Below are 23,217 nucleotides of genomic sequence, written 5' to 3' on the forward strand. Positions count from 1 at the left end.
GGCTGTTTTCCAACAGGAGGCAAAAAAACCGGCGACGCCCGAAGGCAATCGCCGGTTTCCCGAATCTTATTTCGCGAGATTTTGCAGCAAGCTTTGTCCCAATTGAACTTCTTTGTTGAACTCGTCTTGATATTCGTTGACGATATCCGTGCTGAAGCCTTTGGATTCCAGCTCACTTCTTACATTGTCAATAATGGCGTTGAATTGCGCTGTTTTTGCGTTGAACGTGCTTTCTCCCTGCTGGTACAGTCTTGCTCTTTCCTTGGAGTTTTTCGCCATCTTGGCTTGAATGGCGATCCCCATCAATTCCTGCTTGCTTTCATTGCGGAGATGGATGAGCTGCTGAGTCGCATTTTTCGTGATTTCCTTATACTCTTTATCTTTGTTGCCATTGCCGTTTCCGTTGCCATTACCATTTCCGTTGCCGTTCCCATTACCGTTGCCATTACCGTTTCCGTTACCATTGCCCTTACCGTTCTCTTTATCCTGCTTTTCCTTCTCTTGCTTCTCTTTCTCCTGTCTTTCCTTCTCTTGCTTTTCTTTTTCCTGCTTTTCCTTCTCTAACCGCTCTTTCTCCTGCTTTTCTTTCTCTTGCTTTTCTTTCTCTTGCTTCTCTTTCTCTAACCGTTCCTTTTCCTGTTTCTCTCTCTCCAGTCTTTCTTTCGCCTGCTTCTCTTGCTCCTGCTTTTCTTTCTCCAATCGTTCCTTTTCCTGCTTATCCTTGTCCTTATCTTTCTTCGGCGGTTTTGGAGTGCCCCAGTTGCCAAAATTCGTCTCGAACCATTTGTCCAGATTGAACTGTTCGCCGAGGAACACATTCAGATTGACCACGGTAGGTCCGTTGAAGTTAACCAGCGGCGACTGGTTCTCGAACGTAAGCGATGCCGCTTCGGCCTTCGGCGCAGACAGTACCGGTGTCGTCAAAGCTGCCGCGATCACGACCGCAAGAAACTTCGACATGGTTTTCCTTTTGTTCATAGCTTTCTCTCCTTTAGTCTTATAAAGTTATGCAGAGCTCATTTTTTCTCCCGAAGAGACTCCTCGTAGCTTTTGCCCTTGCTTAAACCGTATTTCGAAGCAATCGCAATCAGCTCGTCGTATTCCTCTTCCGAAAGCTTTTCCAAGATCGTGGCCTTGGCCTTCCTTTTTTCCTCCAAGGAAACGCCTTTATCGAACATATTTTGTAATTGTTTTAAATCATTTCCATCTAATTTTTTAAGCAGCACAGTTGTAACTTTGACTTGCTCGGTCAGCGAAATTTGGTCCTGCACTTCCTTCGCCTTGCCTGCGGATATTTCCGCCTTATAGCCTGTGCTGCTGCCCGACTTCGGGTCGGACGGCTTGTCTGCTGCCTGCGGAACTGTGGCCGGGGTCTGTGTCGGCGTCTGAGCCTGCTCAGCTTTCCCCGACGGTACCGGCGTCCTGACGGCATCCTGCCCAGAGGCTGGCTTCGAGGCGTCCACCCGCTTCTGCTGCGGTACCGGAGGCTGCTCGGAGGCCGGAGCCTGGTGCGCCGGTTCCGTCCGCTTCTCCGGATTGTTCACCGGCCGCTTCCCCGCCGGCGCTTCTTCTGCCAGACTCGCAAGAGCCGCCATCATCCGTTCCTGCACCATATGAAGCGCCCAATACCCGCCGGCAAGCAGCAGCAATATAACCACCGTCCCGACTACTAAAGCCTTCTTCATTCTCGCCTTCATGGAACCTCCCCTCTTCGCAGCGTAATGTTCCGTCTGATTTTGCGGAACATCGCCAGGCATAGGATGAGAACCACTAAACCAAGGAATCCGCCGATTGAATCCAATACAATATCCTGCATTGCGCTGGTACGCTCTACACTTCTCGCTTGATTCCATTCATCCGCCGAAGCTATGCCAATCACATAAACGATCGCAAGTAAAATCTTGAAGCCAAGCTTCCATCGGGCTTGAACGAACGCGAACAAAGCACAAACCGCCAGCATCGCGTACATGAACAAATGCGCACCTTTTCGAAACAAAAACTCGACAAATTCAAACGGCTGCTTCCTGGCTACAATCGTAGAATGATGATAATGAATGGTCATTTCAGGTACGACGCTAAGCATCCCCTCCTTCGTGAACCATTTATGTAAAATTGGCTGTATACTCTGCTCATGGAAAGACTGGGAAGAGAAGTGAAAAATAAGCAGCGTCCACAGCAACACAGGAACTAGGGAAAGGAGCTTAGTAATTGACCGGATGGGATTCACTCCTAGCCGTCAATACTGCCGGCCTGCCAACCGAATGGTAAACAAAGCCGTGTTCGTACATTTCCTGCAAAGAGAAGCAATTGCGCCCGTCGATCAGGAACGGATATTTCAGCAGCTTGCGAACGGAAGCAAGATCCATGCCTGCAATTTCATCCCACTCGGTTAAAATCAGGCAGACGTCGCAATCCGTCACCGCCGCCTCGACGCTGTCGCAATAGGTCACCTCGGCAGGCAGCAGCGCCCGGGCGTTCGGAATGGCGATCGGATCGTACGCTTGCACGACTGCGCCTTTTTTCACTAGTTCGTCGATAATGACTAGCGACGGAGCGCAGCGCATATCGTCCGTATTCGGTTTAAAAGCAAGCCCGAGCACCGCAATCCGCCTTCCGGCATAGTCGCCGAACAAATCCTGCAGCTTCTTCAGCATCACGTACGGCTGCGCCTCGTTGGTCGCGATGACGGATTTCAGCAGCGTAAAATCATACCCGGCCTGGTCCGCCATATGGGCGAGCGCAAACGTATCCTTCGGAAAGCAGGAGCCGCCGTAGCCGATACCGGCCTGCAAAAATTTCCCGCCGATCCGGCTGTCCATCCCCATGCCTTCCGACACCTGGGTCACATCGGCCCCAACCCGTTCACACAGATTGGCGATAGCGTTGATAAACGAAATTTTCGTGGCCAGAAAGGCGTTGGCCGCATATTTGATCATCTCCGCGCTTTGCAGGTCCGTAATGAAAATTTTGGTTTGTAGCGGTTCATGCAGCTTCGCAATGACCTTGGCCGCCTTGTCGCTCGTCGCCCCGATGACCGCCCGATCCATGTTCATGCAATCCGCAATCGCCGAGCCCTCGCGCAGAAATTCAGGGTTGGACACGACGTCAAAATGAATGCGCTCATTGACCCTATTATTGGCGACGATCGTCCGCACAAGCTCTCCCGTACCGACCGGCACCGTACTTTTGTTGACAATAATTTTGTACGTGTTCAAATGCTTACCGATCGTCTTGGCCACTTCCTTCACGTAGCGCATATCCGCTTCGCCGTTCTCCGCCATCGGCGTGCCGACCGCAATATAAATGATGTCGGAATCTTCGATGGCTTCGCCGACTTCGGAGGTGAAGAAGAGGCGGTTTTCCGCCACATTCTTCGCGACAAGCTCCTTTAAGCCCGGCTCGTAGATGGGAATCTCGCCGTTTTGCAGCATGGCGATTTTGTCCTTGTTCACATCGCAGCAGATGATGCGGTTGCCCATTTCGGCAAAGCACGTTCCCGACACCAGACCAACGTATCCCGTACCAATCACTGTTATATTGTGCATAACTTATTTCGCCACCTTACTATAAAATGAAGGTTCGCTTTCATAGAGCGTCCGGATATAGTTCATCACGTCATTGCGCAAATCGTCGCGCTGCAGCGCGAAGTCCAGCGTCGCTTTGATAAAGCCGAATTTGTCCCCAACGTCGTGCCGGGCTCCTTGGAAATTGTAGGCGATGACCGGTCTTTTCTCGTTCAACCGCTTGAGCGCGTCCGTCAGCTGGATTTCGCCGCCCGCACCGGCCGGGAGACTTTCCAGAATATCGAAAATGTCCGGCGTCAAAATGTACCGGCCCATGATCGCATAGTTGGAAGGAGCTGCTTTTTTCGAAGGCTTCTCGACCAGCGTCTCCAGGAAGAACACCTCCGGCTCGATCGACGAGCCCCGGGGAGCGATGATCCCGTATTTGGACACGTCCTCGTCGTTCACCTTTTGCACGCCGACCACCGAAGAAGAATACCGGGAATGCACGCGAATGAGCTGGCTCAGGCAAGGCTCGCTGGACTGCACGATGTCGTCGCCGAGCAGAACAGCAAACGGCTCGTCGCCGACAAAGCTGCGTGCGCACCAGATCGCGTGACCGAGACCCTTCGGCTCTTTTTGGCGGATATAGTGGATATTCGCCATCTCGGATATCGCTTGAATTTGCTCAAGCTCCTTGTTCTTTCCCTTCTTCGACAGCGTCTCTTCCAGCTCGAACGACTTGTCGAAGTGATCTTCGATCGCCCGCTTTCCGCGCCCGCTAATAATCAGAATATCTTCGATCCCGGAGGCAATCGCCTCTTCGATGATGTATTGAATCGTCGGCTTGTCCACAATCGGCAGCATTTCTTTCGGCTGAGCTTTGGTTGCAGGCAGGAAGCGCGTTCCCAGTCCCGCTGCAGGAATGATCGCTTTACGCAATTTCATGAGTCATACCTCCGCATACGAGTGTTTTGACGATCTCAATCACTTTCGCTTGCTCGGTTTCGGTCAGGCTGGAGCCGGAAGGCAGGCAAATTCCCTGCTCGAACAGCCGGTCGGATACGCTATGCCCCTCCTGATGCGGATAATAGGCGCAGCCTTGGAACAGCGGTTGCAGATGCATCGGCTTCCACACCGGTCTAGACTCGATGTTCGCCTCCGCCAACGCCCGGATGATGTCCCCCGACGTCGTTCTCGCAATTTGCGGGTCGACGGTCAGTGTCGTCAGCCACCGGGTCGCTGAACCGAAGGACGCCTCCGGCATAAATTCGACGCCCTCCATGGAGCCCAACGCTTCGGCATAGGCCGCAAAGATGGCGCGTCTCGTTTCGACTCGCTCCGGAAGCACATGAAGCTGACCGATGCCGATGCCTGCGAGCACGTTGCTCATCCGGTAATTGAACCCGACCTCGCTGTGCTCGTAATGCGGTGCGGGGTCCCGGGCCTGGGTCGCCCAATATCTGGCCTTCTCCAAAGCTTCGAGATCGTCCGACACCAGCATGCCTCCGCCGGAGGTCGTGATGATTTTGTTGCCGTTGAACGAGTAGACCCCGAACCTGCCCAGCGTTCCGCTCGCCCGCCCTTTGTACGTCGCGCCCAGCGATTCGGCGGCATCCTCGATGACGGGAACGCCGTATTGGTCGCATAAATCAAGCAGCGGGTCCATATCTGCGCTTTGCCCGTACAGATTGACGACAACGACCGCCTTCGGAAGCTTCCCGGCACGCTTGGCTTCGGACAGCGCGCGCTCCAGCGCTTGCGGAGACATATTCCAGCTCTCCGGCTCGGAGTCGATGAAGACCGGCTCCGCCCCTTGATACACCACCGGATTTACGCTGGCGACAAACGTTAGGCTTGAGCAAAACACCGTATCTCCGGCGCCGACTCCAAGCAAGCGCAAAGCCAGATGGATGGCCGCCGTACCCGAGCTGAGTGCCAAAGCTCCGCTGGCTCCGACATACCCGGCAATCTCTTTCTCAAAGACATCGACGTTCGGCCCTAACGGCGCGATCCAGTTGGTGGCGAAAGCTTGCTGCACCCATTGCTGCTCTTCTTGCCCCATATGCGGGGGAGACAGGTAAATCCTTTGATTCAGCGACATTTCGCTACGCCCTCCTCTGAGCAAGCTGATCCGGTTGATCAGCGTATTTGATTGGTTTGGCGGGTACGCCTACAGCCGTGCATTGAGCCGGAATGTCGTGAACGGCAACCGCTCCCGCTCCGAGCGTGGTCCAGCCACCTATCGTTAATCCTTCGATCACTTTCGCACCAAGCCCGATATGCGTTCCGTCCCCTACCGTGACATCCCCGGCCAAGGCTGCGGTTGGGGAAATATGCACGAAGCTTCCGAGAACGTTCTCGTGCTCGACGACGGCGCCGGTGTTGATGATGCACTGGGCGCCGATCCTGGCACCATGATTGATGACGGCACCCGGCATGACGACCGAACCGCCGCCGATCGTCACCCCGCTTCCGAGCGTCGCCCTCGGATGAATCAACACCGCGTAGCGGGATTCGGAGTACCCGATCCGTTCCATGACGGCCCGGCGAGTGCGATTGTTGCCGATGGCAATAAACAACCGGCAATCGTCGTCCCGCAACAGCTCCGCCATGTCCGCAACCGGACCGTGAAGGATGCCGTCCTGCCTAAAGCTGTGCGTATACTTGTCGTCGCCGATTCCGGCCAGTTCATATTCCCCCTGGGCCCGCATCACATCGAGGACGACCTTTCCATGACCGCCTCCGCCGATCAGGACGAGCTTCTTCATGCTAGAATCCCTCCACCTTCCGGTTGCCTGTAAATTTGGTCGTCGTGGCATGTCCCGCCTGCTGAACGCCGTCGGCACGGAATACTTTTTTCACCGTCATCCATAGGATTTTTGCATCCAGCATCAGCGACGGGTGGTCGGTGTACCATACGTCCAGCGCAAATTTCTCTTCCCAGGAGATCGCGTTTCTTCCGTTCACCTGAGCCCAGCCGGTAATGCCGGGACGGACCCAATGCCGCTTCTGTTGCTCTTCCGTATATAACGGCAAATATTCCATCAGGAGCGGTCTTGGCCCGATCAGGCTCATATCTCCGCGCAGCACGTTGAACAGCTGAGGCAGCTCGTCCATGCTTGTTTTGCGCAGCAGCTTGCCGAAGGTGGTCAGCCGTTCAGCGTCCGGCAGCAGCTCGCCCTTGCTGTCCTTGCGGTCGTTCATCGTGCGGAACTTATACACGTGGAACGGCTTGCCGTGAAGCCCGGGACGCTGCTGTCGGAACAGCACCGGCGAGCCTAGATTCAGGCGGACCAGCAGCGCGACAAGAACGAACAAAGGAGCGAACGCGATGACCGCCGTCAGAGCAGCGGTGAAATCGAACACGCGCTTGATGCGCTGTACGGATTTTCGTTTACGGGCCGTTTTCTTCTGCTCGATCTCCCCGTACATCCGGTGCAGCCGCCCAACGACCGCCTGCTCCGTAAATTCGCGCTCGATCACGCTGCGCGCTTCACTGCCGAATTGCTTCAGCAGCTCGTCGCTTCCGAGCAGCTTGTGCAGAGCGTCAGCAAACGGCTCGGGCTGCTTATAAGGGACCAAAAATCCGGTTTCGTTATGCTTCACCAGCTCCCTCGTTCCGAGAACGTCGCTGCCTATCGCCGGTTTGGAGAAAGCCATCGCTTCCATTAGAAAGCGGGGGATTCCTTCCTTCTCGGAAGAGAGCACGACGATATCCGCCAGCTTGATCCAAGGGTAAATATAGCTCTGATGCCCGATCAGCCTCACGTCCTCCTCGAGACCCAGCTCCATGATCTTCCTTCGGATTTCCGCCTCGAGCGGACCTTTCCCGGCCAGGACGCAACAGAAGTCGTCCCCATGCTTGTCTTTTAACAGTCGAAGCGATTCCAGCAGAAAGGCATGATCCTTTACCGGCTCCAGCCGGGCCGCCATCAGGATGATTTTTTTTCCTTCGGGGATGAGCGCCTCCTGCCGCACCCGGTCCAGCTCGGCCTGATCGATACGGTAGCGGAACTCGTCCAGCCGGTTCAAGTCGACGCCGTTCCCTTCGTAGTAGACCGGCTTGCCCGGCGCCAGTTCCCGCAGCTTCTCCATATCCTCGCGGTTTTGCGAGGAAAGCGCGTCGCAGAACAGCGCACCCAGCCTCTCCAGGCTGCGGTAGATGAAGCTGGTCACCCATTTCTGTCCGTCGAAAAACGGCAGTCCGTGGCTCGTATGCAGGATCATCGGCGTCCGGGCCAACCACCCGGCCACCCGGCCAATCAGTCCGGCTTTTGCCGTATGCGTATGAACGATATCGAACCGCTCGCGCCGAAGCAGCGAACGCATCTGAAGGATCGAACGCAGATCATCCAAAACATGAATTTTCCGGTTCATCGGCACGAAATGGAGCTTCAGGCGGTATCGTTTCATGAACTCCTCGTCATAGCCGTCGGGAGACGAAATTAGATGAACCTCATATTCCGCCTTCTGCAGCACCGCCATCTTGTCCGCCAAAATTTTATGGGAGATGGCGCTTGTGCAAATATGAGCGACCTTCTTCATACGGTTACCTCTCGATAATATTGGCAATACCAATTGGTAAACGCCTTAATTCCAGTCTCGATGCTGATCTTGGGCGTGAAGCCGACTTCGCGCGCCAGCTCGTCGATATCGGCATACGTCGCCTGCACGTCGCCGGGCTGCATCGGCTTGAATTCGATCACTGCCTCTTTGCCGAGACATTCCTCGATCGTATGAATGAACTTCATCAAAGGAATCGGCCGATTGTTGCCGATATTATAAATTTTATAGGGCGCGTACGAGGAGGACGGGTCCGGCTCCATCCGGTTCCAGTTATCGTTGTACACCGGTGGACGGAAGAGCAGACGCACGATACCTTGCACGATATCGTCAATGTAAGTGAAGTCGCGCATCATCTGGCCCTCGTTAAACACTTGAATCGGCTTGCCCTCCATAATCGCCTTCGTGAACGAGAAATACGCCATGTCCGGTCTGCCCCAAGGCCCGTACACCGTGAAGAAGCGCAAGCCCGTCGTCGGCAATCCGTACAGATGGCTGTACGTATGGGCCATTAGCTCGTTCGCTTTTTTCGTGGCCGCATACAGGCTCACCGGATGATTGACCGCATCCGTCGTGGAGAATGGCATTTTCACATTCGCCCCGTAGACCGAGCTGGAGGACGCATAGATGAGATGCGGAATGCGATGCTTGCGGGAGCTCTCCAGCATATGCATGAAGCCGGTAATGTTAGAGTCGATGTACGCCCCCGGATTGACCATGGAATACCGCACGCCCGCTTGGGCTGCAAGATGAACGACCGCCGCAAAATCATGGGAAGCGAACAACGCATCGAGCGACTTTTGATCCTGCAGGTCGAAGTTGTAATGAGCATAAGCGTCATACTCGAGCAATCCCTTGAGCCGGTCTTCCTTCAGCCTGACATCATAATAATCGTTCAAGCAGTCTACTCCTACCACCGAGAAGCCTTCCTGAAGCAGCCTCGCCGATAGATGATACCCGATAAAACCTGCGGACCCGGTGACTAAAATTTTCATCGCTGCGTCTTCCCTTCTTTTACGAATTGAGAAAACTTCTCCCAGAATTCCTGCCGTTCCTGATCCAGCTGGTTTTTCGTGTAATTCCCCGCTTTCCGGTAGTTTGCTTGCGCTTGCTCGGCCATCCAGCGCGTATCGGAGATATATTGCTCGATCAGCCGGGCCAGATGCTTGTCATTGCCGGGCTTATGCAGATACCGCGGATCGATAAGCTCCGGAATGCCCCCGGCTGTCGACCCGATCACCGGACATCCCCGGCTCATCGCCTCGACCGTCGCTCTCGGCAAGCCTTCCTGGAAGCTCGGCTGCAAGTAAAGATCCACTTGATCCAGCCACTCGAATACGGCATCGCCACTCTGCAGAACGCCGTCGAACCGGACGTGCTCTTGCAAGCCGAATTTGGCTGCCAGCTCTTCCCACGGCTCCTTGTCGCCTCCGCCGAGCACCCGGAACTCGAAGGCCGGCAGCTTCGGCTTCACCCGGGCCAACGCCTCCAGCGCCGTCGCGATGCCTTTCGTTTTGCCGTTCAGATTGCCGATTAGCCCCAGGATAACGGGCTTTGCCCCGGCCTCGATCTTGCGGAGCCGACGGTCAAGCACCTCAGGGCACAGATCCGGAATTTCCACATCGGAGCAGCCTTCGGTATACCCGCTCGTATTCGGATACCGATGCTGCAAGAATTGCTTTGTCACGTAGATCGCAAACGGCGCTTCCTTCACCTGCGCTTTCGTCTTCAGCGTCGCAATGGGCGCATACGCCTTCCCTTGCAGATTGCCGTAGTTCCACAACGCATCCCAAGCGCAGGCAACCATTTCCACGGCAAAAGGCTTCTTGAGCTTCTTGGCGATCGCCACCGCTTCCGAGCCGATTTCGCTTGGCAGCCGTGCGATCACCGCATCCGACTGCGCGATCGATTCGGTCAGCACACGCTCGATATAGCCTTTTTTCGTCAGCTTGTTCACCGGATTGCTGAGGGAAGGCAGCACGACAAACTCCACATTTTTGCCGCTTGATAAGCTTTTATTCACAATTTCCGTTTCCGAAGATATTTTTTTCGCCCGGGACGCTACCGTAATTTCGTCAAATACGGTCAAATACCGTTCCCACACCGAGTAGGGGAGCTTTCCGCTGGAAAAAAATTTCCCGGAATCGTTAAAGTAAAACGTATGGTCATGCGCCCATAATACCTTCATGGTCCTCGACCCTCTCAGATAGATTTAATAGGTTTTGCCGGGACTCCGCCGACAACGGTATGCGGTGGCACAGGCTTGGTTACGACCGCTCCGGCGGCCACCACCGCCCTGCTGCCGATGTTCGCGCCCGCCAGAATGCGGCAGCCGCAGCCGATCCAGACGTCTGACTGAATCGTGATCGGCGCGTATTTGACCGTGTTATCGCGAATCGGCAGGGCGACGTCATCCCAAGCGTGCTCGAATGAAATCATCGAGGTCTGATGCGCGATCGACACGTCGTTCTCGATCGTAATGCCGCCCCCCGCATCCAGATAACACTGTTTATGTATGCTTACATTGCTGCCGATGGAGAGCTTCTCCCATTGCTTAATCTCAACGGACCGGCCGACGAATACGTTATCGCCGCACTTCGGAATCAACCGCTTGAGAAGGCAGTAGCGCGTTGCGAGCCCCAAGGGCTCCGGCAGCAAATCGGTCGCGTGCCACGTGCTCTTGAGCAGAGGCTTCGGAACGATCGAGAACAGCGCCGTAAGCAGGGTCAGAAATCCTTTGTAGCGATGGAATTTGTCTCTTCCTCGGATGGCAAGCCTCTCCTTTCTTGGAATGAGCCGCTTTGGGCCTGAATAGCCACGCGAGCGTATACGCGTTCATCATGTAGAGAATGGGTACGACAGGCACCTTTTTCCGGACCATGTTATCCCCGATCGTCCCGACCCCGTACTCCAGATTCCGCTCGGTCACGGTGACGAAGCCGACCAGCACCAGCGTACAGCCGAAGGTGAACAGCAGAACAAGGCACATCGCAAAAAACGAACGCGTTTCCTTATGGCGCAAAAACACCTTCACGGACAGCCCGAACGAAATCATCATATAGACCGCCTCCGCCGTACGCATCACAAACTCCATATCCCAATTGAACGCTTTGAACGGATTCGGAGAGATGAACAGAAAGACCGTCAGCATGAAGGAATTCAGAAGCCCGGTCGGCCCCACCTTCAAGAACACCACGCCCAGCGCACCGATGAGCATGCACAAAGCGATTTTGAAGTTCCGGCGGAACAGCAAGCAAAAGGATAAAATATACACGATCGAATAATCTCTGAGCATGGACGTGTAGAACAAGACGATGATAAACAAAAGGTATCGCCGGTTTAATAAAAGCTGGGTGCACAGCAGCCCCAGGAAGGCGCACGTGATGTCCTTGCCGAACACGGAAGACATATACATCAGCGCCGGACTTGCGAGCAGCCCGATAATCAGCACCGCGTTATACGTTCGTTTGCCCGGCTCCGAAAGCTCGTACGCGAAAAACTTGTCGTTCAGCCGGTACGTCATATTGCAGCACAGCACGAGCAAAAAGGAATTAAACGTAATGATGACCAGCGGATCGGCTAAATCCAGAAATTTATAAAACGGCATGTACATGAGCCCGAACACCGGATACGCCGAAGAATTCAGCCAATTGGTCGTAATGTGCTCCGTCGCATAACGGATAAAATCGTCCAGCTGCGGATAAAACGTCACCTGCCGGAAATAGCCCCTGGCATCCGGACCGAATAAAGGGTCTGTCGTCAGGGCGTAGATCCATTTCCCGATCAGCAGCACCATAAGCCCGATGTAGAGCACGACCGGTTGATTCGGCCACTTCAGCATGACGAAAAAGGGAAGCAGCAAAACAAAGAAAAAGACAAGCCCGACATCGAGGTTCCACTGGGTTATCCATTTGGTCGTCAGCATCAGCAGGACGGCGTACATCCAGAGCAGCATCGTTTGCACGAAGGGGTTATCCCTTGCAGGCGACAGGTTAACCTTCCGCTCAAGCATGATAAATGTTCTCCAGCCGCCGGATGCTCTCGCGGATATCGTAGCCGTGCTTTTTCAAGAAACGATGCCTTGTCGGCCAATCCGGCGCAGCCGAACGTCCCAGTATTCCCGTAATCTTGTCGACCCATACCTCGGGCTGCAGCTTCAGATGCTCCACCATGCCGAAGCTCAGGTCGGCTTCCGCCGGTACATGCTCCGACACGAGGCTGGGCACGCCGCCGGCCTGCGCTTCGATGACGACAATGCCTAAACCTTCGAATAACGACGGCAGCAGGAACACATCGAAAGCGCCGATAATTTCCGGAATATCTTTGCGGGCGCCCAGGAAACGGACCTGTCGCCGGATGCCCATCGTTTCGGCAAGCCGCTCCATCTCCTCGCGCAATCTTCCGTCCCCGACCAGCACGAGCTGCGCCTCAGGGACCTCCTTAACCAGTAAGGAGAACGTCTCCAGTAGAAAACGGTGATTCTTCTCTTCGCTGAACCGGCCGATATGCCCCACAACCGGTATCGACGGGTCGGTCACGCCGATCCGCTGCCTGAGCCCGCTCCGATCTGTGGGCAGCTGCTCGTATGGCAGCAGATTGATCGCATTGGGCAGCAGCTCCGTGCGGGTATCCTTCCAGCAGCGGGCCCCGAAGAGCGATTCGCACGCCGGCCTGGAGCAGCCGATCAGATGCGTGCTGTGCTTTAAAATCAGCGATTTCATATAATGGCGGTACAAGGTGCGGAACAGCGTCGTCCGCTGTTCGGCATTCACCGTATGACTGTGGCATACGCGAACCGGAACGCCGATCTCCTTGGCCAGCTTCAGCACATACCCGCTGAATTGGAAAATATGGCTGTGAATGGCGGAATAAGGACCATTTTCTCTCACATTATGCAGGAACTGCTCCCGAAACGGGCCAAGCCCTTTCCGGGGATGCGGCTGCAGCAATATTTTCCCGCCAAGCTCGCGAATCTCGCGATCGTAGAACCCTTCGCCTTCCAACTGGACCGCGAAATGAAACTCGAACCGCTCCCGGTCGATGTTCCTGTAAATGTTCATCAGCAGTGTCTCGACACCGCCGGGGTCCATTTTTCCGACAACATGCAATATTTTAATCGCGCTCATCTTACCCTCCCGGATGACTGTATCCTTTGGCTATGATTTGCTTCCGGTACGTCCCGGCATCCACACGCCGGTCACGATCTGCATGGACCGCTTGACCTTGAACATCATGCTGAAATAGCAGAACGCCGTCGACAGCAAGTTCGCCAAGGCTGCACCGATCATGCCGAGACTCGGAATCAGCAGCAGATTAAACGCCACATTCAGCACGGTCGAAATCATCAAGATCCGGCTGGACGCGCGCTGCTGCCCGGTCATCGTCATGACCGTTCCGGATTGCCCGCAATACGAATGAACGAGATGGCTCAGCGACAGCAGAATGAGTGCGGTTGTCCCCGCTTTGAACTCTTCTCCGAACAATCCCAGAATCCATTGGCCCAGCAGCAGAATCGTCAGGAACACCAGACCGGCGAAGGCAAACCCCGATCGGCCGGACAGCGTGCATACCTTTTGCATCTGCTTCATGTCGCCTTTGGCATAGGATTCCGAAATCATCGGGGCCGCAATCATATTGATCGACGTGATCGCAAACGAAACCATCGTCGCGATCCGTACGGCTGCCGAGAAAATACCAGACTCGCTCGTGCCGTGCATCATACCGATCATGACGACGCTAAGCTGACCCAGAATCAGATACATGCCCGAATTCACCATCAAGGACGTCGATTCCGACAGCCAATGCTTCGTTTGGAACCGGTGCGGATGCCCTTTCGTATGCGGCGTCAGCTTACGGTTAAGCACCCAGGCCCCGAATAGATACGACAGCAGCATCGACCCGACAAAGATGACCATCGCTTCAAATGCGCCAGCTTTGACGTGAAATAGAACCGTGTAAGCATACAAAATGACGATGCAAAAAACGGGACGCAGTACCTTCTCCGGCAGCTGGGCAACGAGCACTTCCTTGAGCGCCAGCAGCGAGCTTTGCCTTAACGTCGCCGTCGCCATCAATGGGATAATCAGCAAGCTAGTCAAAAAGGTGTAATAGAACTCGCCTCCGCTGTTCCTGTACATCACATAAATGACCACACCGCTAATTCCCATTAGCACGAGCGATACAAGCAAGGTCAGTTGGTTCGCCCGGCGCAGCAAGCCTTTGACTTCGCCCCATAGCTGGTCCGCCTTGTAAGAAGACACGAACCTAACGATCGCCGTATCGAAGCCGAGGTTGGCGGGAAAAGCTACGAAGGTGATGACCGTCATCACAAAAGCGTAATATCCGTAGCTGACGACTCCGAGCAGCCTGGCCAACACGACCTGCATCAACACGGCAAGCCCGACGCCGGCCACATTCATCATGAACGAGATGGAGCCGCTTTTCGCGAGAATTCGGGAAACGTTCGTTTCCGTCCGATGTAACGTCGTCTGTTTCATACATACCTTCTTCTTCAGTTAGTCTGAATCCCGGGAACGTCTACGGTCGTTTCCGAACCGATTAGGAAACGTTGCTGTACGTAGGCACCAGATGCTTGAGCACCTCGCGAATTTCCTGCTGCCCTTTGCCGAGCACTCTCTCCAGCTTGCGGATCTCGAATTCCAGCTCCGTCCGGTTGATGTTCATCGGCTTGCCGATGAAGATCCGGTCATGCATCGTCGAGGTGATGCCTTCTTCGTTCGTTAACAGCTCCTCGTACAATTTCTCGCCTTCCCGCATGCCTGTAAACTCGATGTTGATGTCGACATTCGGCTCGAAGCCGGACAAGCGGATCAAGTCGGCCGCCAGATCGTAAATCTTCACGGGCGCGCCCATATCGAGAATGAACACCTCGCCCCCCTTGGCAAAGGCACCCGCCTGAATGACAAGCTGAACCGCCTCGGGGATTGTCATAAAGTAGCGCACCATCTCCGGATGGGTTACCGTCACCGGACCGCCTCGCTGAATCTGCTCTTTAAACCGGGGAATAACGCTGCCCCGGGAGCCCAGCACGTTGCCGAAGCGGACGGCGACGAACTTCGTTTGGCTCTGCTTGTCCAAGCTTTGAATGAACATTTCGGCGATCCGCTTCGTCGTTCCCATCACGCTTGTCGGATTGACCGCCTTGTCCGTGGAGATTAAAACGAACCGCTCCGCCTGGAACTGATCGGCGCACTCGGCGACATTTTTCGTGCCGAATACGTTATTCTTGACCGCCTCCGAAGGATTCCGCTCCATCAACGGCACATGCTTGTGAGCTGCCGCATGGAAAACGACCTGCGGGCGATGTTGGCTGAACATTTCCTCCAGCCTCGTCCGGTCCTGCACATCGGCAATGACCGTCTCCAATTCGAGCTCCGGCGCGAGCCGGCGCATCTCCATCTCAATCGTATAAATGCTGTTTTCACCATGTCCCAGCAGCAGCAGCTTCCGGGGGCGGAAAGGAGCGATTTGCCGGCACAGCTCCGAACCGATCGAGCCGCCGGCGCCCGTAACGAGGACGATCTTGTCTTCCACGTAATTGGCGATGCCATCCAAATCCGTCTTGATCGGATCTCTTCCGAGCAAATCCTCCACCTGCACGTCGCGTACCTGGTTCAAGGTCGTTTTGCCTGCGATAATTTCCTGCAGATGAGGAATAATTTTCAGGCGGGCTTTCGTTTGCTTGCAAATGTTGATAATGTCCGTGATTTGCGTCTTGGACACCGAAGGCATCGCAATAATGACCTCGTCGATGCCGTGTTTTTCGACAATCGCCGGAATCTGTTCGCGACCGCCCAGTACAGGAAGACCGTACACTTGAAGCTTTTGCTTATAAGGATCGTCATCGACGAAAGCAAACGGCATCGTGTCGTAAGCCTCGTTGCTCTTCAGCTCCTTGGCAAACAGCGTTCCGCAGCTTCCGGCTCCGACGATGAGCGCCTTCTTCGGTTCGTCGGCCCCATGCGCTTGCCGCTTGCCGCCGAACTTGTCGCAGAACACTCTCCACACGAACCTGCTTCCACCGAGCAGCAGCAGCATCGTTTCGGCGGTATGCAGGGCTATCGTGAACGAAACCGGCTGGGCCGAGATCGCATTCGTCGCCAAGTAAGATACCAAGCTGCTGACCGCTACCGTTTTCGTCATCGAAATCAGCTCGCCGACACTCGCATACTGCCAGATCCGGTTGTACAGCTTGAAGAGAAACATAAACGCCGTGCTGACGATGGAAGAAATCGTCCCATACAGCAGCCACAGCTGCACCTGATCGGCGGGAATGGAGCTTTTATACGAGAAGTAAAAGGCAAAGTAGACGCTAAGCCATACCATACCGAGATCGATTGCGACCAAAATTCCCGTTCTTTTGGAATAATTCATCGTTCTTCCTCCCTTAGGTTTTATTCGTTGCCATAGTAATAATAGGCATTGCCGGATGGCCGGGCTATTCGGTTTAGTACGACGCCCAGGAGGTTAGCCTGCACGAACTCCAGCGAATTTTTGGCTTTCTGCACCAAGTCCCGTTTGACTTTCCCGGAATCGACTACGAGAATGACGCCGTCGCATTTGGTTGCGATAATTTGCGCGTCGCTGACCGCAAGCACCGGGGGCGTATCGAGCAGCACGATATCATAACGCTGCTGGAGCTCCTCAAGCAGTCCGGTCATTTTCTGCGAAGCGAGAATCTCCGACGGATTCGGAGGAATGGAGCCCGAGGTCATCACTTCCAGGTTCGGGATATCCGTTACTTTGACGGCCATCTCAAGCGTGCATTGTGAGGTAAGCATATCCGTCAATCCGTACCGGTTGGATAGATGGAACGTATGATGCGCCGTCGGCTTGCGCAGGTCGGCGTCGATCAGCAGCACCTTCTTATTCGATTGGGCATATACGACAGCCAGATTATTGATTGTCGTCGATTTCCCTTCCATCGGGCTGGAAGACGTCACCATCAACGTCTTGCACAGCCGGTCGACGGATGAGAATTGGATATTCGTACGCAGCGTCCGATACGATTCGGAGACGGGCGATTTCGGATGACTGTGTGCAATGACGGGACGCCGCTTAGCGGACTTGGACATTGGATAGTTCACCGACCTTTCGCTCGGAAGACAGGGAGCCTTTATTCGTTTCCAGGTCCTGTTCGTCGATTTGGGTAATTAAAGCAAGCGTCGGCAAGCCCAGATAACGTTGGACGTCCTCTTCCGTTTTGACCGTATCGTCCATATATTCCAGTAAAAAGACGAGTCCGACGGAAAGCATAAGCGAAGCGAGAAAGCCAAGCGCGATATTTAACAATGGGTCCGGTTTAATGGGACGGGGCTGTTTGGCCGGATCGGCTTGGTTCAGCAAAATCACGTTATCGACCTTCATGATCTTCGGAATTTGGCTTTGGAACACCTGGAACACGGCATTGACGATATGAGCCGCCTTCTCGTAGGACGAATCTTGAATCGAGATGGTGAGCACTTGGGTCTCGTTCACCGAGCTCAGCTTGATTTTGCTGATCAACTGCTCGGAGGTCATCCCGAACTCGGGATGATCCTTCGCCACAATGTCCATGATGGCCGGGGTCTTAATAATTTCCTTGTAAGTCGTGACAAGCGAAATATTCGTATTTACGGAGTTTAAGTCCAATTTCACAACACCGGCCTGATCGGGCGATGAGTTAATAATCAGCTTCGACGAAGCTTCATACACGGGCTTCATGAAAAAATAGCTCACGATACCAGCAGCCGTACAGCTAACTGCGACGACGAGAACAATCAGCCACAGACGCTTGCGCAATACGCTCATCACCGCTTTTAAATCGAAATCCATGGTCACGTTATACAGATCCTCGCTTTCGTTTGATGTGAATTTTCCGATTGTTCTTTATAACGAACGATTCCTCCTAAAAAAACGCGGTAGTTGGGTAAAGAAAAAGCTCCTGCGGACTTGCCGAACCGGCCTCCAAATTTCAAAGCTCCGGTCCTTGAGCAAGGATTCCGCATTATGCTGATAATACTTCACATAATCACCTCCGAGCTTTTCAGTCACGATGCCGTAGGCCCGCTGCAAATGAAACGGGCGGCGAACGGCATCATGCGCATCCGACGCGATAAAATGTATCAGATTTCTTCGGCATAGCTCTAAAGCAACCGAGCGGACCTGAGGTCCGAAATAACCCGTTATGGAATGGGAAGTCACTTGCGCCAAAGCACCATATTCAATCAGTTTCAACAGCTTATCCGGCTGCTCCGCGATTTCCTTATTGCGTTCCGGATGGGCGATGACCGCCGTCAGATGTCGAATCGACAGCTCGTGAAAGATTTCCTCGACCCGTTCGGGAAGCTTGGACGACGGGAATTCGATCAAGATGTAGGACGAACCGTTCAGAGTCAACAATTGATTGGCATAAAGATCGTCAAGCCACTGCGGGTGAGTATGGATCTCTTGACCGCTGCAAATCGTTAAAGGGATCTGGTGCCGTACAAGCTGTTCCTGCAGCGACGACACCGCCGTTTCGACAGTTTGTGCAGGATTATAATAGCTGCCCTTTCGATGATGAGGCGTGGCGATAATCGTCGAAATTCCTTCTTGAACAGCCAAGCGAGCGAGCTCAAGCGACTGCTCCAAGCTGGCAGGACCATCATCCAAACCATGAAGAACGTGACTATGTATGTCGATCAATGTCTGCTTCCTCCCGCTTATCCCGACTATGATAAATTATGGCACATTTTCAAAGCGAACGATGAGGGAACAGAGTTGTGTATTTGATTAGTTAAAAATGATTATTTTTCATTTATGGATACAGGATTTAACAGGCTCTTAATGTAATAAAAGATACAATTTTAAAAATGTTTTACCCATTAAATGTAACCTATTGCATAAACTTTATTTAATATATACATAAATTTACATTCATAGTTTTTTAAAGAATGAAAGCGTTTTTGTTTTTCATGAAAATGGAGAAAAGCTCTTTCATCAAAAGGCTCGCGAGGATTTTTAAAAAAATATGACCCTCACCCTTTTGGCTATATTTGGAATACAAAATTTGGTCGATTTTGGGACTTTGGATTGACTACAGGTAAAAACACCCAATAGATTGAGCAATTTGGAAAAAAATAAGCCCAGGCGCTCCTCCCTGCAGAATGAACTATGTCTGGGTCATTGAACACATTTTTCGCTACCCTCAAGGCCCAGAAATAGGAAGGACACCCAGCTCTTGAATGCCGGATGCCCTTGTTTTTCAATTTAAAGCTTGCGCCAAACGAATAAGCAGATCGCCGAGCTCTGCCGGGATTTTCTTTCCTTGTAACGCCGAAACTTCATGGATATAGGCGTCAATTTGCTTATGCTCGAGCTTTTTCACCAACGAATTGACGACGCCATGGCCGCCCGGTCCTGTCACCAATTGGCGCGTCACGTTCCCAAGGCTCCCATAGGTAACCCGTACCGTATACGTTGCGGCGGTGACCGTCGTATGGCCCGCTCGATCCTGGGCCGTGGCCGTCACGGTACCTGTGCCAAGCGAGAGCATATATCCCGGCTGATCGACCAGCGGCCCGCCGCAAGAGCTGTACACGACGCCGGATACCGTATCCGTCGCCGTACAAACGACCAGTACCCGTTGATCGACCGTATACTCGCCTGCACCGGTCCACTGTACAACCGGCGGCGTTTTATCGATCGAGACGACAACCGATTGCGGCAGCTCCGTATTGCCTGCTTTATCGGTTGAACGGAACGACACCGTGTGCGAACCTTCCTTGCTGATGAGCAGCGGGTCCCGGTAAAGCTGCCACTGGCTTCCGCCGTTCAGGCTGTATTCCGTTCGTTCAACGCCTGACTGTTCATCTATTGCTGTCAGCTTCAGCGTTACATCGGATATAAACCAGCCATTGCGCTGCTCCCCTTCCAACGTCGCCGTCGTGACAGGCGCTTCCCTGTCCTTCTCGTTGGCTACCGTTATTTTATTGCTTGCTGTGCTCTCGTTATGCAATCGGTCGCTGGCCGTGACCACGTAAGTGTACGTTTTTCCGTCAGCCGCTACTGGATCTATGATCTTCTGCACAGCGGCATTTCCAGCCTTGCGTACCGACGCCATAATCGCCTCGGGATGCTCCAGTCCGGGGACTTCCTTCCCCTCGAAGCGGTAAACCACATAATAGGCCTCATCCCGTGAACCTCCGCCTTCCCAGGTCAGCTCCACTCCGCCCTCTTGGCGTACGGCAGCTTGCAGAACCGGCGCTGCAGGCGCCTGTGCATCCAGCCAAGGCATAGCGGGGATGAGCGCCCGATACGGGTACACGTCTTGCTTCAGGCGGTTTCCGAACCCGAGCGGGTTGGCAAGCAAATCTTTGGCCGAGAAAAACATACTGCCGCGGATCGTTTCAAAGTTGCGGTTAAACACAAGCTGGTTAGGCAGTTCATCCGGCTTCTGCCATGTCGGGTCCGCCGAGCCGATCCGGTAAGGCGCCTGCCCGATGTACAGGTGTACGTTCTTCCCTTGCGTTTCCTTGGTCCACCAATCGATCAGCTTCTCATAGGCGGCCGGCGAATAACCGAAGTTCCAGTAAATTTGGGGAACGATATAGTCCAACCAGCCTTGCTGTATCCACGTTCGTGTATCCGCATACAAATCGTCATAGTTCCGCAAGCCGTTCGTGTCCGAGCCCGTAGGGTCATCCGCTTTATTTCTCCATATTCCAAAAGGACTGATGCCGAATTTGACATGACTTTTTTCACGGTGGATGGCCGAGCTCAACTGCTGTACAAGTCCATTGACATTGTTTCTCCGCCAATCGGCTTTATTGTCGAATCCTCCACCGTACTGCCGATACGTGTCTTCATCGGGAAAATCGACGCCGGCTGCAGGATATGGATAAAAATAGTCATCCATATGAACTCCGTCGATGTCGTAGTTTTTCACCACCTCAAGCACGCTTCCGATGACAAAGTCTTTCACCGCCGGAATCCCGGGGTTATACAGCAGCCTTCCGCCGTAGGCGACGACCCAATCCGGATGCTGCCGGGCCGGATGGTCCGCCACCAGCTTATCGATCTGGTCCTGCATACTGACCCGGTAAGGATTGAACCAGGCATGAAACTCCAAGTTCCGCTTATGAGCTTCCTCAACCATAAAAGCTAAAGGATCGTACCCTGGATTTTTACCTTGAACGCCGGTTAGCCATTCCGACCATGGTCCATAATTCGACGGGTAAAACGCATCCGCCGTCGGCTTCACCTGTACGATCACGGCGTTCATTCCAAGGGCTTGAAGCTCATCCAGCATCTTGGCAAAATCGCGCTTCTGCTCTTCTGGTGTGACGACTCCTTTTTTCGGCCAGTCGATATTTTCCACTGAGGCAATCCAAGCGGCTCTCAGCTCCCGTTTCGGCATAGCGGTCGGTTGGTTGACGACGAGCATTTTATCGCTGGATTTCCCGCCGTAGCTGGCCGTAATTCGCGTGGCTCCTACTTTCAATGCCGTTACAGTACCGTTCGAATCGACCCGCGCTATATCGGGATTGCTGCTCTTATAGGTCGAACTGCCTGTAACGTCGACCGGCTCATTCATTAAGGAATAGGTAGCGCTTACTTTGGCTTGCTGCGTTTGTCCTACGTTCATCGCCTTCATTTCGGCCAGCTCGATTTTTTGCAAAATAGGCACCGGCTTTTTCACCGTAAGCGTGTAGTTCGAGGTCTGGCCGCCGAAGCTTGCCGTAATGACGGCTTCCCCGTCCTTCATCGCCTTGAGCTTCCCGGTCATGTCGATCGTTGCTACCTGAGGATTGTTGCTTAGGTAGGAAACGCCGCTGACGATCTCTATAGGCTCGCTGTTAGAAGGATACGCGGCAAATACTTTAACCGTATCGCTATCGCCAACCGCCAACGTGCCGGACGCCGATAGCTCAATGCTTCGCGGCATCGGAGTCTCCGTCGTCACCGTCAGGGTGAACAGTGCTTGCGGCGCGTTAGCTGCTGTAGCCGAGATCATCGTCGACCCGGGCTGCAGCGCCTTGACCAAACCGGACTCGTCGATCGTCGCTATGGTTGGATCGCTGCTCGCATAAACGACCCCGCCCGTAACTTCAACCGGCTCCGTACTTCCGCTATACGTTCCGTACACCTTAGCCTGCATGCTATCTCCATTTTTCATCGGCGGCAGGCCGCGCAAATCCAGCGCATACATACTTAAGTCTGTATAAAAAGCGCTCAACCGGTCAAAATACAAAGTGCCGCCGTTTTTATTATTGTCGCTCGTTTCGACGATATAGATTTGGGTTAGCTTTATAGGCTGCTGCATACCCGCAGGAACGGATGCCGTGACGTATTTCCAGCCGGTCCAGCTTAACCCGCCGCTTCCCGTAAAATCGGTTGTTATCTTTTTACCGGAAGCATCTTGAAGCTGGGCACGCAGCCAGTGATTGTTTCCGTCCCCGTATACCCACATGCCGAGCTTTAGTGGAGACCCTTCCAGCGTGCGCCCGGCTGAGCCATCAGCATCTTTGAAATTAATATAGGCGGCAGAGGTGCCAAGAGTCCCGGTAAAATCATAAGCAAGCGCCCCGGATTGGTATCCGTTTCTCACGGGCCCCGGTCTCCCGGACATCGTCAAAGTGACCGCATTCGCCCTCGCCGAAGAGGCATAAAGGTTTGCCCCGTTCTCGAAATCCTCAATCGATACAGAGGAACTGGTCGTTAGAGACGCAGCTCCGTTCATCTCTTCCGCATAAGCAAAATTAGTATCCCCATGTACCGCAGGAAACATCATATTAACGAGCAATAAAATAATTATGTAAGCGATTCCATTTTTACTTATTAAAAGGCCTTTACCTTTCATCGAATCCCCTCCGCACCCTGATAATGAATCGAACTTCCTTGTGATCGTCGAATTTTATTCTCGGTCCGCTCTGAATCCCTCCCCATTCCACGTTATGTACGTGTTAAGTTTTGGAAACAAAACAACTTCCACATAATGACAAACGATCAATCTCAACTCATTATAGACGCTTGGAAATATAATTTCAATAAATATATTTCTAGTAAAATTTTATTTCGAGTCACATGAATCGCGCCTTCGACAATTTTCTACAACAGCTAAAAGAAAGCACAAAAAAAGAACCTCAAACTGAGGTTCTTTTTTTGT

General features: G+C 53.5%; 19 protein-coding genes. All 19 read right to left on the reverse strand.

The annotated features are described in order from the left end of the window. Window positions 1–66: 66 nt before the first annotated feature. Window positions 67–978, reverse strand: coding sequence for a hypothetical protein (locus PEL01S_RS34670; protein ID WP_163767485.1), 912 nt, complete (start codon window positions 976–978; stop codon window positions 67–69). A 38-nt stretch (window positions 979–1,016) separates the two neighbouring features. Continuing rightward, window positions 1,017–1,697 carry a hypothetical protein gene (locus tag PEL01S_RS29480; protein ID WP_127462781.1) on the reverse strand — a complete coding sequence of 227 codons (681 nt, stop codon included), beginning with the start codon at window positions 1,695–1,697 and terminating at the stop codon, window positions 1,017–1,019. Beyond that, window positions 1,694–2,227 carry a VanZ family protein gene (locus tag PEL01S_RS29485; protein ID WP_082867061.1) on the reverse strand — a complete coding sequence of 178 codons (534 nt, stop codon included), beginning with the start codon at window positions 2,225–2,227 and terminating at the stop codon, window positions 1,694–1,696. Before PEL01S_RS29485 ends, PEL01S_RS29480 begins: the two co-directional genes overlap by 4 nt. After that, the gene (gene tuaD / locus PEL01S_RS29490) at window positions 2,202–3,545 is read right to left on the reverse strand and encodes a UDP-glucose 6-dehydrogenase TuaD (protein WP_127462782.1); all 1,344 of its coding nucleotides are present in this window, start codon (window positions 3,543–3,545) and stop codon (window positions 2,202–2,204) included. Before tuaD ends, PEL01S_RS29485 begins: the two co-directional genes overlap by 26 nt. A gap of 3 nt (window positions 3,546–3,548) precedes the next feature. Then, the gene (gene galU, locus PEL01S_RS29495) at window positions 3,549–4,451 is read right to left on the reverse strand and encodes a UTP--glucose-1-phosphate uridylyltransferase GalU (protein ID WP_010497664.1); all 903 of its coding nucleotides are present in this window, start codon (window positions 4,449–4,451) and stop codon (window positions 3,549–3,551) included. Further along, the gene (locus PEL01S_RS29500) at window positions 4,438–5,607 is read right to left on the reverse strand and encodes a DegT/DnrJ/EryC1/StrS family aminotransferase (protein WP_275586998.1); all 1,170 of its coding nucleotides are present in this window, start codon (window positions 5,605–5,607) and stop codon (window positions 4,438–4,440) included. The genes galU and PEL01S_RS29500 overlap by 14 nt, the downstream gene beginning before the upstream one ends. Before the next feature lie 4 nt (window positions 5,608–5,611). Further along, window positions 5,612–6,274 (reverse strand): acetyltransferase, encoded by a 663-nt coding sequence (locus tag PEL01S_RS29505; protein WP_127462783.1) that lies wholly within the window; start codon window positions 6,272–6,274, stop codon window positions 5,612–5,614. A gap of 1 nt (window position 6,275) precedes the next feature. Next, window positions 6,276–8,051: a sugar transferase gene (locus PEL01S_RS35620; protein WP_063184388.1), complete on the reverse strand. Its 1,776-nt coding sequence runs from the start codon at window positions 8,049–8,051 to the stop codon at window positions 6,276–6,278. Continuing rightward, window positions 8,048–9,064 (reverse strand): NAD-dependent epimerase, encoded by a 1,017-nt coding sequence (locus PEL01S_RS29515; RefSeq protein ID WP_127462784.1) that lies wholly within the window; start codon window positions 9,062–9,064, stop codon window positions 8,048–8,050. The genes PEL01S_RS35620 and PEL01S_RS29515 overlap by 4 nt, the downstream gene beginning before the upstream one ends. Continuing rightward, window positions 9,061–10,257, reverse strand: a complete 1,197-nt coding sequence (locus PEL01S_RS29520) for a glycosyltransferase family 4 protein (RefSeq protein WP_108535133.1) — start codon at window positions 10,255–10,257, stop codon at window positions 9,061–9,063. Before PEL01S_RS29520 ends, PEL01S_RS29515 begins: the two co-directional genes overlap by 4 nt. 14 nt (window positions 10,258–10,271) lie before the next feature. Continuing rightward, complete coding sequence (locus PEL01S_RS29525; protein WP_239550998.1) at window positions 10,272–10,712, reverse strand: acyltransferase; 441 nt, start codon at window positions 10,710–10,712, stop codon at window positions 10,272–10,274. Further along, a complete protein-coding gene (locus PEL01S_RS29530; RefSeq protein ID WP_127462785.1) occupies window positions 10,654–12,081 on the reverse strand; it encodes a hypothetical protein in 1,428 nt (475 codons plus the stop codon). The genes PEL01S_RS29525 and PEL01S_RS29530 overlap by 59 nt, the downstream gene beginning before the upstream one ends. After that, a complete protein-coding gene (locus tag PEL01S_RS29535; RefSeq protein ID WP_127462786.1) occupies window positions 12,074–13,195 on the reverse strand; it encodes a glycosyltransferase in 1,122 nt (373 codons plus the stop codon). Before PEL01S_RS29535 ends, PEL01S_RS29530 begins: the two co-directional genes overlap by 8 nt. A 30-nt stretch (window positions 13,196–13,225) precedes the next feature. After that, complete coding sequence (locus tag PEL01S_RS29540; protein ID WP_063184393.1) at window positions 13,226–14,566, reverse strand: flippase; 1,341 nt, start codon at window positions 14,564–14,566, stop codon at window positions 13,226–13,228. A gap of 61 nt (window positions 14,567–14,627) precedes the next feature. Next, window positions 14,628–16,463 (reverse strand): polysaccharide biosynthesis protein, encoded by a 1,836-nt coding sequence (locus tag PEL01S_RS29545; protein WP_010497675.1) that lies wholly within the window; start codon window positions 16,461–16,463, stop codon window positions 14,628–14,630. A 20-nt stretch (window positions 16,464–16,483) separates the two neighbouring features. After that, entirely contained in the window at window positions 16,484–17,164 is a 681-nt protein-coding gene (locus PEL01S_RS29550; protein WP_108535139.1) for a CpsD/CapB family tyrosine-protein kinase, read from the reverse strand. Beyond that, window positions 17,148–17,903 (reverse strand): YveK family protein, encoded by a 756-nt coding sequence (locus PEL01S_RS29555; protein ID WP_174807029.1) that lies wholly within the window; start codon window positions 17,901–17,903, stop codon window positions 17,148–17,150. Before PEL01S_RS29555 ends, PEL01S_RS29550 begins: the two co-directional genes overlap by 17 nt. 54 nt (window positions 17,904–17,957) lie before the next feature. Further along, window positions 17,958–18,755, reverse strand: coding sequence for a tyrosine-protein phosphatase (locus PEL01S_RS29560; RefSeq protein WP_127462788.1), 798 nt, complete (start codon window positions 18,753–18,755; stop codon window positions 17,958–17,960). Between the two features lie 559 nt (window positions 18,756–19,314). After that, window positions 19,315–22,659 (reverse strand): family 10 glycosylhydrolase, encoded by a 3,345-nt coding sequence (locus tag PEL01S_RS29565; protein ID WP_255320174.1) that lies wholly within the window; start codon window positions 22,657–22,659, stop codon window positions 19,315–19,317. Window positions 22,660–23,217: the final 558 nt, after the last annotated feature.

Source organism: Paenibacillus elgii NBRC 100335 (genome assembly GCF_004000865.1).
Lineage (GTDB): Bacteria > Bacillota > Bacilli > Paenibacillales > NBRC-103111 > Paenibacillus_G > Paenibacillus_G elgii.